At 69.0% G+C, this 11,285-nt stretch carries 11 protein-coding genes; 9 read left to right on the plus strand and 2 right to left on the minus strand.

The annotated features are described in order from the left end of the window. The 9 genes from AC2VOG_RS04045 to AC2VOG_RS04085 all read left to right on the plus strand — a co-directional run. On the plus strand, positions 1-927 hold a 927-nt coding region (locus tag AC2VOG_RS04045; RefSeq protein WP_486938629.1), incomplete at its 5' end, for an ATP-binding protein. A 2-nt stretch (positions 928-929) separates the two neighbouring features. Next, positions 930-1,745, plus strand: coding sequence for an orotidine-5'-phosphate decarboxylase (pyrF, locus tag AC2VOG_RS04050; protein WP_486938630.1), 816 nt, complete (start codon positions 930-932; stop codon positions 1,743-1,745). A gap of 430 nt (positions 1,746-2,175) precedes the next feature. Further along, the gene (mihF, locus tag AC2VOG_RS04055; protein ID WP_085263782.1) at positions 2,176-2,493 is read left to right on the plus strand and encodes an integration host factor, actinobacterial type; all 318 of its coding nucleotides are present in this window, start codon (positions 2,176-2,178) and stop codon (positions 2,491-2,493) included. A gap of 133 nt (positions 2,494-2,626) precedes the next feature. Further along, on the plus strand, positions 2,627-3,196 hold the full coding sequence (gmk, locus tag AC2VOG_RS04060) for a guanylate kinase (protein WP_486938631.1): 570 nt from the start codon (positions 2,627-2,629) through the stop codon (positions 3,194-3,196). A 68-nt stretch (positions 3,197-3,264) separates the two neighbouring features. Then, complete coding sequence (gene rpoZ / locus AC2VOG_RS04065; protein WP_486938632.1) at positions 3,265-3,591, plus strand: DNA-directed RNA polymerase subunit omega; 327 nt, start codon at positions 3,265-3,267, stop codon at positions 3,589-3,591. Between the two features lie 13 nt (positions 3,592-3,604). Then, complete coding sequence (gene coaBC / locus AC2VOG_RS04070) at positions 3,605-4,879, plus strand: bifunctional phosphopantothenoylcysteine decarboxylase/phosphopantothenate--cysteine ligase CoaBC (RefSeq protein WP_486938633.1); 1,275 nt, start codon at positions 3,605-3,607, stop codon at positions 4,877-4,879. Positions 4,880-4,975: 96 nt separating this feature from the next. Beyond that, positions 4,976-6,187 carry a methionine adenosyltransferase gene (metK, locus tag AC2VOG_RS04075; RefSeq protein ID WP_486938634.1) on the plus strand — a complete coding sequence of 404 codons (1,212 nt, stop codon included), beginning with the start codon at positions 4,976-4,978 and terminating at the stop codon, positions 6,185-6,187. Positions 6,188-6,228: 41 nt separating this feature from the next. After that, entirely contained in the window at positions 6,229-8,262 is a 2,034-nt protein-coding gene (locus AC2VOG_RS04080; protein ID WP_486938635.1) for an ABC transporter ATP-binding protein, read from the plus strand. Next, positions 8,259-9,086, plus strand: coding sequence for a CbiQ family ECF transporter T component (locus tag AC2VOG_RS04085; RefSeq protein ID WP_486938636.1), 828 nt, complete (start codon positions 8,259-8,261; stop codon positions 9,084-9,086). Before AC2VOG_RS04080 ends, AC2VOG_RS04085 begins: the two co-directional genes overlap by 4 nt. Before the next feature lie 10 nt (positions 9,087-9,096). Here AC2VOG_RS04085 and AC2VOG_RS04090 read toward each other — a convergent pair whose 3' ends face one another. After that, positions 9,097-10,584, minus strand: coding sequence for a flavin-containing monooxygenase (locus AC2VOG_RS04090; RefSeq protein WP_486938637.1), 1,488 nt, complete (start codon positions 10,582-10,584; stop codon positions 9,097-9,099). Beyond that, positions 10,581-11,285 (minus strand): alpha/beta hydrolase (locus tag AC2VOG_RS04095; RefSeq protein WP_486938638.1); only part of this gene is annotated, 705 nt, incomplete at its 5' end. The genes AC2VOG_RS04095 and AC2VOG_RS04090, both read right to left, overlap by 4 nt.

Consider the following 11,285-nt stretch of genomic DNA (forward strand, 5'->3'; position numbering starts at 1 on the left):
TGCGCGCTGCCCCCGGTGACGTTGGGCCGCAGCGATATCGAGAAGGTGCGCACCGCGACCGAGGCGATCGCCCACGGTATCGGCGTGGTCGGCCTGCTCAACGTGCAGTACGCGCTGAAGGACGACGTGCTCTATGTGCTGGAGGCCAACCCCCGCGCCAGCCGCACCGTGCCGTTCGTCTCCAAGGCCACGGCGATACCGCTGGCCAAGGCGTGCGCACGGATCATGCTGGGCGCCAAGATCACTCAACTTCGCGACGAGGGCCTGCTGGCGCCCATCGGCGATGGCGGCAACGCGGCGCCGGATGCACCGATCGCCGTGAAGGAGGCGGTGCTGCCGTTCCACCGGTTCCGCCGCGCCGACGGCTCTGGTATCGACTCGCTGCTGGGCCCGGAGATGAAATCGACCGGCGAGGTGATGGGCATCGACCGCGACTTCGGCAGCGCGTTCGCCAAAAGCCAGACCGCGGCTTACGGATCGTTGCCGGTATCCGGGACGATCTTCGTGTCGGTGGCCAACCGGGACAAGCGTTCGCTGGTATTTCCGGTGAAGCGGTTGGCGGATCTGGGGTTCCGGGTGCTGGCCACCGAAGGCACTGCGGAGATGCTGCGCCGCAACGGCATTCCGTGCGACGAGGTGCGCAAGCATTTCGAAGAGGCGCAGCCGGGGCGGCCCGCGATGTCGGCGGTCGACGTCATCCGTGCGGGTGAGGTCGACATGGTCTTCAACACCCCCTACGGAAACTCCGGCCCGCGCATCGACGGCTATGAAATCCGCGCTGCCGCTGTCGGCGCCAACATCCCGTGCGTCACGACGGTGCAAGGCGTGTCGGCGGCGGTGCAGGGCATCGAAGCCGGCATCCGCGGTGACATCGGTGTGCGCTCGCTGCAGGAGTTGCACAGCGCGCTGAACCACGGCGGCAAATAGCCGTGCCCGGGTTCGGCGCCCGGCTGGCCGACGCGGTATCCCGTCGCGGGCCGCTCTGTCTGGGCATCGACCCGCATCCCGAGTTGTTACGGGCGTGGGATCTGCCGGTGAGCCCTGAGGGCCTGGCGGCGTTCTGCGACATCTGCGTGGCGGCCTACGCCGACTTCGCCGTCGTCAAACCCCAGGTCGCGTTCTTCGAGGCATACGGCGCGGCGGGTTATGCCGTCCTGGAACGCACCATCGCCGCCCTGCGCGGCGCCGGTGTGCTGGTGCTGGCCGACGCCAAGCGCGGTGACATCGGCTCGACGATGGCGGCCTACGCGGCCGCCTGGACGGGTGACTCGCCGCTGGCCGCCGACGCCGTCACCGCGTCGCCCTACCTGGGTTTCGGTTCGCTGCAGCCGCTGCTGGACAGCGCCGCGGCCCACGGCAGCGGGGTGTTCGTGTTGGCGGCGACGTCCAACCCTGAGGGCGCGAGCGTGCAGCGCGCCGACGCCGGCGGCCGGCCGGTGGCGCAGCGGATCGTCGACCAGGCCGCCGCCGCCAACCGGATCCTGGGCCCCGGCACGGTGGGCGTCGTCGTGGGCGCCACATTGCCCGCGGTGCCTGACGTCAGCGAGCTGGGCGGACCGGTGCTGGTACCCGGGGTCGGGTTCCAGGGCGGGCGGCCCGAGGCCCTCAGCGGCCTAGGTGGGGCCGTTTCGGGGCAGCTGCTGCCCGCGGTGTCGCGCGACGTGCTGCGGGCCGGACCGGACGTGACAGCGGTGCGCGCCGCCGGCGAGCGGATGCGCGACGCGGTCGCTTACCTGGCTCGCTGAGGGTCACGAGCCGATCTACGACACGGCGTCGTTCACTTTTCGACCAGCGGAACTGCTCGCGGCGACACGCGCGACACGCCGCAAGAATCCCAGTCGGGCCAGATTCGCCCTTTTCGACCAGCGTCGACGCGTTCAGCCCATGGCCGCTTCGTCGGCCGACGGGCCCTGCCCGGTGGCAAAAGTCCAGCTAGAGGTGATTTTATCGACGGGAAATCGAGCGCTCGCCCGCGGCCGGTCCGCGGTTGACGGCGCCGTCCCGGGCACCCCGGGTGGCGACTCATCGCGGCCATAAGCTGCGTATTTGTAGCTTCAACCAGGGGGGCGGGTTAGATTTCGTCGGAAGGCGTGGGTACGGTCGTCACCGCTGGCTGGACTACCTGGCCGAGACAAACAAAGATCGAAATCTGTTGCCGATCGATACGGAGGAATCGTGGCCCTTCCCCAGTTGACCGACGAGCAGCGCGCGGCAGCGTTGGAGAAGGCTGCTGCCGCGCGCCGAATCCGAGCCGAGCTCAAAGACCGGCTGAAGCGTGGCGGCACCAATCTCAAGCAGGTGCTCAAGGACGCCGAGACCGACGAGGTCTTGGGCAAGATGAAAGTTTCCGCGTTGCTGGAGGCGTTGCCGAAGGTGGGCAAGGTCAAGGCGCAGGAGATCATGACCGAGCTGGAGATCGCCCCGACGCGCCGCCTGCGCGGCCTCGGCGACCGTCAGCGCAAGGCCCTGCTGGAAAAGTTCGACTTTTCTTAAGTCCGACGACGATGCAGGCCGTCGGGCCTGATGAGAAGTCGGACCGTCGGATAAGTCCGACGACGATGCAGGCCGTCGGGCCTGAGGAGAAGTCGGACCGTCGGCCCAGTCCGACGACGGGGGACCGGACGGCATGGCTCGCGTGATTGTGCTGTCCGGTCCGTCCGCAGTGGGCAAGTCAACGGTCGTCCGCTGCCTGCGGGAGCGGATTCCCGATCTGCATTTCAGCGTCTCCGCCACCACCCGGGCGCCCCGCCCCGGCGAGGTCGACGGACTTGACTACCACTTCGTGTCGCCGGCGCGCTTTCAGCAGCTGATCGACGAGGGTGCGCTGCTGGAGTGGGCGGACATTCACGGTGGCTTGCATCGGTCCGGCACCCTCGCCGGGCCGGTCCGCGACGCCGTCAACGCCGGCCGACCGGTCCTGATCGAAGTGGATCTGGCCGGAGCCCGCGCGGTCAAGCAGGCGATGCCCGAGGCGATCACCGTCTTTTTGGCCCCGCCGAGCTGGGCGGCGTTGCAGACCCGGCTGGTCGGTCGGGGCACCGAGACCCCGGAGGTGGTCGAGCGTCGACTCGCCACCGCCCGCGTCGAATTGGCGGCTCAGGATGACTTCGATCGGGTCGTGGTGAATCGGCAATTGGAAACAGCGTGCTCAGAATTGGTATCATTGCTGGTCGGACCCGCACCCGAGAGGGCGTGACCTTATCCACCGGATCCGATTCGCCATCTAGCCGCACTTTCGCCACAGGCAGCCAGGAGAATATTTACGTGAGTAGTACGCAGACCGACACCTCGTTAGCTGCCGTCCCCGACCAGTTCGACCCGTCCGCGGGCGGCATCGGCGCCTACGACACGCCGCTGGGTATCACCAACCCGCCCATCGACGAGCTGTTGGCGCGGGTGTCCAGCAAGTACGCCCTGGTCATCTACGCCGCCAAGCGCGCCCGGCAGATCAACGACTACTACAACCAGCTGGGTGAGGGCATCCTCGAGTACGTCGGCCCGCTCGTCGAGCCGGGCCTGCAGGAGAAGCCGCTGTCGATCGCGATGCGCGAGATCCACGGCGACCTGCTCGAGCACACCGAAGGCGATTAGCGACAGGCTGGGGATGAGCCTCTCGGGTCAGCAGCGGACGGACCGCAAGCGGATCGTCGTCGGCGTCGCTGGGGGTATCGCCGCCTACAAGGCGGCAACGGTCGTGCGGCAGCTCACCGAGGCCGGCCACGAGGTCCGCGTCATCCCCACCGAATCGGCGCTGCGCTTCGTCGGGGCCGCAACCTTCGAGGCGTTGTCCGGCGCGCCCGTGCAGACCGGGGTGTTCGACAACGTCCCGCAGGTGCCGCACGTCGCCATCGGGCAGGCCGCCGACCTTGTCGTCGTCGCGCCCGCCACCGCCGACCTGCTCGCGCGTGCCACCCACGGCCGTGCCGACGACCTGCTGACCGCGACGCTGCTGACCGCGCGGTGTCCGGTGCTGTTCGCCCCGGCCATGCACACCGAAATGTGGCAACATCCCGCCACCGTCGACAACGTCGCCACGCTGCGCCGCCGCGGCGCCGTGGTCCTCGAACCGGCGTCAGGGCGGCTGACCGGGGAGGACAGCGGCGCGGGCCGGTTGCCCGAGGCCGAGGAGATCGTCACATTCGCCCAGTTGCTGCTGGAACGGCCCGAGGCACTGCCCTACGACCTGGCCGGCGTCAAAGTGCTGGTGACCGCCGGCGGTACCCGGGAGCCGATCGACCCGGTCCGCTTCATCGGCAATCGCAGTTCCGGTAAGCAAGGCTATGCGTTGGCGCGGGTCGCGGCCCAGCGCGGCGCTGAGGTCACCCTGATCGCCGGTCACACCACCGGACTCATCGACCCGGCCGGTGTCGAGGTGGTGCACATCAGCACCGCGCAGCAATTGCGCGACGCGGTGTCCAAGCACGCGCCGGACGTTCACGTGCTGGTGATGGCAGCGGCCGTCGCGGATTTCCGGCCCACGCACGTCGCAACCGCCAAGATCAAGAAGGGCTCCGAGGAGCCCCAGTCCATCGACCTGGTCCGCAACGATGACGTGCTGGCGGCCACCGTGCAGGCCCGCTCCGCCGGTCAACTGCCGGACATGCGGGCCATCGTCGGCTTTGCCGCCGAGACCGGCGACGACGACGGCGACGTGCTGTTTCACGCGCGGGCCAAGTTGCGGCGCAAGGGGTGTGACTTGTTGGTGGTCAACGCCGTCGGCGATGGGAAGGCCTTCGAGGTGGACCACAACGACGGCTGGCTGCTGGCCGCCGACGGCACCGAGTCGGCACTGCAGCCGGGCTCGAAGACTTTGATGGCCAGCCGTATCGTGGACGCGATAGTCGCGTTCCTGCAGCAGGGCGCCCGCGACGACACCTAGCGTCGTCGGCGCCCCGGACCGGCCGGTAGCATAAACCCGCCCGGCGATATAATTTGCCTAACTAACGTTTTTTAGATGCCTTGAAAGGGAGAGAGTGTGAGTCAACAGGGTCGGTTGTTCACCAGCGAGTCGGTGACCGAGGGGCATCCAGACAAGATCTGCGACGCGATCAGTGACTCGGTGCTCGACGCGCTGCTGGCGGTGGACCCACGCTCACGTGTCGCCGTCGAGACGGCCGTCACCACCGGTCAGGTCCATGTCATCGGCGAGGTCACCACGACCGCCAAAGAAGCGTTCGCCGACATCACCAACATCGTTCGCGAGCGCATCCTGGAGATCGGCTACGACCACTCCGACAAGGGCTTCGACGGGCAGACGTGCGGGGTCAACATCGGCATCGGCCGACAGTCGCCCGACATCGCCCAGGGCGTGGACACCGCGCACGAGCAGCGTGTCGAGGGTGCCGCGGATCCACTGGACTCCCAAGGCGCCGGCGATCAGGGCCTGATGTTCGGCTACGCGATCAGCGACACCCCCGAGCTGATGCCGCTGCCGATAGCGCTGGCCCACCGCCTGGCGCGGCGGTTGACCGAGGTCCGCAAAAACGGCACGCTGGACTACCTGCGCCCGGACGGCAAGACCCAGGTCACCATCGAATACGAGGACAACGTCCCGACGCGCCTGGACACCGTGGTGATCTCGACCCAGCACGCCGACGGCATCGACCTGGTAAAGACCCTGGACCCCGATCTCCAGAAGCACGTGATCAAGACCGTGCTCGCCGACCTCGCCCACGAGACGCTGGACACCTCGTCGACCCGGGTGCTGATAAATCCGACCGGGAAGTTCGTCGTCGGCGGACCGATGGGTGATGCCGGCCTGACCGGCCGCAAGATCATCGTCGACACCTACGGCGGCTGGGCCCGCCACGGCGGCGGCGCGTTCTCCGGCAAGGACCCGTCGAAGGTGGACCGCTCGGCGGCGTACGCGATGCGCTGGGTGGCCAAGAACATCGTCGCCGCCGGTCTGGCCGAGCGGGTCGAGGTGCAGGTGGCCTACGCGATCGGCAAGGCGGCCCCGGTCGGCCTGTTCATCGAGACGTTCGGCACCGCCACCGTCGACCCGGTCAAGATCGAGAAGATCGTGCCCGAGGTGTTCGACCTGCGACCCGGCGCGATCGTGCGCGACCTGGACCTGCTGCGACCGATCTACGCGCCGACCGCCGCGTACGGCCATTTCGGCCGCACCGACATCGATCTGCCGTGGGAGCGTCTGGACAAGGTGGACGACCTCAAGCGCGCCGTCTGACGCGTGTTGCGCACCGTCACCGCCACCTGGCTGGACGCGACGTGACCGCGCCCGCCGCGGCGACGTCGGTCGAACCGGCTCGATCGCTACCCCCCGGCGAACTCGCGCAGGCCTCGGTGATGGGCGCGTTGTGCGCGGCGATCGCGATCATCGCGGTGGTCATTCCCTTCGGCGGGGAGCTGGGGCTGCTGGGCACCGTCCCGATCGGCCTGCTGGCCTATCGCTACCGGATCCGCGCGGCGATCACCGCGACGATCGCCGCCGGGGCGATCGGTTTCCTGGTGGCAGGGTTCAGCGGGTTCTTGACGGTCGCGCTCTGCGCCTACGTCGGCGGGCTGGCCGGAACCGTGAAACGTCGCGGTCGCGGCACACCGACCGTGATCGCCGCGTCCTTCGTCGCCGGGGTCGCCATCGGTGGCACTGTCGTCGTCGCGTTGACCTTCCTGGTGGGGCTTCGACAGCTGACCTTCCACACCATCACCGCCACCGCGGACGGAATCGCGGCGGCCATCGCGCGCGTGCCGCACCTGCAGGAGGGCGCCGAGGACCTCAGGCGATTCGTCGCCGGCGCGCTGACGTACTGGCCGTGGCTCGTCCTCGGATACGCCACCATCGCGATCATGGGTGCCTCGGTGATCGGATGGTGGGCGCTGTCACGGGTACTGCAGCGACTGCGCGGCATTCCCGATGTGCACAAATTGGACGCACCCGTCGGCGGCGGGCCCATCGGGCCGGTCCCGGTACGGCTGGAGGAGGTGCGCTACCGCTATCTGCACACCGAGCACGATGCGCTGCGACCGATCAGCCTGGAGGTGGGCACAGGTGAACACGTCGCTGTCACCGGCGAAAACGGTTCCGGCAAGTCCACACTCGCGCTGATCCTGGCCGGCCGCGAGCCGACGTCGGGCACTGTCGAACGCCCCGGCTCGGTGGGTCTTGGCCGGCTCGGTGGCACCGCGATCGTTTTGCAGCATTCGGAAAGCCAGGTGCTGGGCACCCGGGTCGCCGACGACGTGGTCTGGGGTCTGCCGCCAGGCAAGGTCACCGACGTCGACCGGTTGCTCGGTGAAGTCGGGCTGGCGGGGTTCGCCGAACGCGACACCGGCGGGCTTTCCGGCGGTGAACTGCAGCGGCTGGCCGTGGCCGGGGCCCTGGCGCGGGAGCCGGCGCTGCTCATCGCCGACGAAATCACCGCCATGGTCGATCAGCGGGGCCGCGAGACTCTGCTGAATGTGCTGTCCAGCCTGACCGACCGACACAAAACGGCCCTGGTGTACATCACCCACTACAACAACGAAGCCGACTCCGCCGAGCGCACGATCAACCTCAGCGCTTCGCTGGACAACACCGCGATGGTCGAGACCGCGGCCGCGCCGGCGCCGACCGTCACGGTGGGTCACCCGTCGGGGCCGCCGATGCTCGAACTCGTCGGTGTCGGCCACGAATACGCCGCCGGCACCCCGTGGGCGAAGACCGCGCTGCGCGATGTCAGCTTCGGGGTGCATGAGGGCGACGGGTTGCTCATCCACGGCGGCAACGGCTCCGGTAAGTCGACGTTGGCCTGGATCATGGCCGGGTTGACTTCGCCGACCACCGGCACCTGCCTGCTGGACGGGCGACCCATCGCCGAGCAGGTCGGCGCGGTCGCACTCAAGTTCCAGGCGGCCCGGCTGCAGTTGATGCGTCCCCGGGTCGACCTGGAAGTCGCTTCGGCGGCCGGCTTTTCCCCCGACGACCACGACCGGGTGACCGCGGCGCTGGCCGTCGTCGGCCTGGAGGCTGCGGTGGCCAAGCGGCGTATCGACCAGCTCAGCGGCGGCCAGATGCGCCGCGTGGTGCTGGCCGGGTTGCTGGCGCGGTCGCCGCGGGTACTGATCCTCGACGAGCCACTGGCGGGGCTGGATGCCGGCAGCCAGCGCCGGCTGCTGCGGCTGCTGGCGGATCGGCGCCGGGACACCGGTCTTACCGTGGTGGTCATCTCGCACGACTTCGCCGGGATGGAAGAGCTGTGCCCGCGCACCGTGCACCTCAACGGCGGTGTGCTGCAAGCGGCCGCGGCCGGGGGCATGTCGTGACCGGGACCGCCTCGGCGAAGCGCCCACCGCGCCCCGTGGTACTGCTGCGCCCGGTGCCCGGGCGTTCCCCGATCCACGAGCTGTGGGCCGGCACGAAATTGATCGTCGTGTTCGCTATCTCGGCGCTGCTGACGATCTACCCGGGCTGGGCGCCGATCGGGCTGTTGGCGGCGCTGGTGCTGGTGACCGCTCGGGTCGCGGGCATTCCGCGCGGCGCACTGCCGTCGGTGCCGCGCGGACTGTGGATCGTGCTGGCCATCGCCGGCTTCGCGACGGCGCTGGCCGGCGGAGCCCCGATGGTCCACGTGGGCACCGTCTCGCTCGGACTGGGCGGGCTGTTGAACTTCCTGCGCCTGACCGCGCTGTCGATCGTGCTGCTCGGTCTGGGGGCGATGGTGTCGTGGACCACCAACGTCGCCGAAATCGCACCCGCCGTCGCGACATTGGGCCGGCCGCTGCGGCTGATCCGGATACCGGTCGATGAGTGGGCGGTGGCGGTGGCGCTCGCGCTGCGCACCTTCCCGATGCTGGTCGACGAGTTCCGGGTGCTCCTGGCCGCTCGTCGGTTGCGGCCCAAGCTGCCGGCGCCGACCCGCTGGGCCCGGCTCAAGCGCCTGGTGGGCGAGGTGCTTGACCTGACCGTCGCAGTGGTCACCGTGACGTTGCGGCGCGCCGACGAGATGGGCGATGCGATCACCGCCCGCGGCGGCACGGGCCAGATCTCGGCGACCCAGTCGGGGCCGAAACGGGCTGACTGGTTGGCCCTGTCGATCGCGTCGGTGGTGTGCGCGGCCGCTGTCGCGGCGCAGCTGGCGCTGGCTTAGCGGTGCGGCGCTAACCGGTGAACCGGTAGTCGTCGAGGTCGAATCGACGGCTGCGCCAGTAGACCTCGAAGGTGTGCGCGGGCCGCAGCGCCACGTCACCGTTCTTGTCGAAGTAGTAGCTGTTCGCGCCCTGGCAGCTGTCCTGCCAGAACACCTGACGGTGCCGGCGGCTCAGCTGCTCGGCGAAGTAACGCGCGTTGGCTTCTTGGCTGATCTCGACGCGGGTGGCACCGCGCTGGCGGGCCCGCTTCATGCAGCGCACCATGTGGTGCGTCTGGGCCTCGATCAACGCGAAGTACGACGAGCCGACGTAGCCGTACGGCCCCATCGTGGAAAAGAAATTGGGAAAGCCGGGAATGGAGTTGCCCTCGTAGGCCTGCGCCCGGTTCTCTTCCCAGAACCGTTGCAGCGGCTGGCCGCCGCTGCCGGTGACCGCAAACGTCGGCGTGCTTTCGGCGTCGAAGACGTGGAAACCGGTGGCGAGCACCAGCACATCGATCTCGTGGTGGGTGCCGTCGGTGGTAGCCACCGCCGACGGCGTGATCTTGTCGATCGGCTGCGTCACGAGCTGGACATTGTCGCGGTTGTAGGTCGACAGGTAGCTGTTGTGGAAACCGGGCCGTTTGCAGCCGATGGCGTAGCGGGGGGTGAGCTGTTGCCGTACCGCGGGATCGCGCACTTTGCGCCGCAGATACGCGCGGCCGAGCGACTCCATCCAGCGGGCCAGCGGGTACACGGTGAAGTACTGAGCCGGCAGCGGAAAAGTCACCTCCACGTAGGACTGGGTGAGCAGGCGCTGCAGTGACTTCGCGCCGGGCAGGCGTAGTGCCCAGTGTGCCGCCTTGGGCAGCGGCACGTCGAATTTCGGAAAACACCAGATGGGTGTGCGCTGAAAAACGGTGAGCTGCTTGACAATCGGTGCGATCTGCGGGATCAGCTGCACCGCCGAAGCGCCGGTGCCGATCACCGCGACCCGCTTGCCGGTCAGGTCGAGGGTGTGGTCCCAGCGGGCGGTGTGCACCACCGCGCCACCGAAGGAGTCGACGCCGTCGATGTCGGGCGGCTTGGGCACGGTCAGCACCCCGCCGCCGTTGTAGACGAACCGGGCCGTGACTTCGCCACCGGGATCGAGCTGCACCCGCCACAGCGACCGTTCGTCGTCGAACGCGGCAGACAAAACCCTGGTGCTGAACCGGATCTTGCGCCGGATGCCGTACTTGTCGGTGCAGTGTTCGGCGTAGGCCTTCAGCTCGCCGCCGCGCGCGTAGGTGCGCGACCAGTCCGGCCGCTGCTCGAACGAGAACTGATACGACGCCGACGGGATGTCCACGGCGATACCGGGATAGGTGTTCCAGTACCACGTTCCGCCGACCCCGTCGCCGGCCTCGACGATCAGGTAGTCGCCGAAGCCTTCCTGGTCGAGCTTGACCGCGGCGCCGATGCCGGAGAATCCTGCCCCGACTAGCAGGCAGTGGTAGTCGGGCCGCTCACCGCTCACCGGTGCAGCGCCGCTTTGAGGGCGGCCAGACCGCGGTCGGTCGCCTCGGCCGCGGCGGGGATGATCAGCGCGAAGCTGACGTAGCCGTGCACCAGGTCGCCCTCGTTGCTCAGCTCGATGGGCACGCCGGCGGCAGTGAGCAGCGCGGCGTACACCGCGGCGTCGTCGCGCAGCGGATCGTGTTCGGCGCTGCCGATGAAGGCCGGCGGCAGCCCGGCGAAGTCGGCGGCGTTGCACGGCGCCAGGGCGGCCGGCAGCGCCTTGGGGTCGCTGATGTCCACCCCGGGGGCATACCAGGTCAGGAATGCATCGATGACGTCGCGGTTCAGGATCGGCGCGTCGGCGTTCTCGGTGAACGACGGCAGCGACAGGTCGGCGGTGATCGACGGATACCAGAGCAGCTGGAACGCCAGCGCGGGCCCGCCCTCGTCGCGCGCCCGCTGGGCCATCACCGCGGCGAAGTTGCCACCGGCAGAGTCGCCGGCGACCGCGATCCGGGTGGGGTCGCCACCCAATTCGACGGCGTGCTCGGCGGTCCACTGCAGCGCAGCCCAGGAGTCGTCCAGCCCGGCCGGGAACGGATGCTCGGGGGCCAGTCGGTAGTCGACGGACACCACGATGGCGTCGGCGCCGACGGCGTGTGCGCGCGCGACCGGGTCGTGGGTGTCGAGGTCTCCCAGGGCGAAGCCGCCGCCGTGGTA

It is taken from the genome of Mycobacterium sp. TH-M11 (assembly GCF_057473725.1).

What these genes read in the sequence shown, in the direction of transcription:
- coaBC (WP_486938633.1), top strand. Translation starts at nt 3,605, where the DNA reads ATGAGCCTCTCGGGTCAGCAGCGGACGGACCGCAAGCGGATCGTCGTC.
- gmk (WP_486938631.1), top strand. Translation starts at nt 2,627, where the DNA reads ATGGCTCGCGTGATTGTGCTGTCCGGTCCGTCCGCAGTGGGCAAGTCA.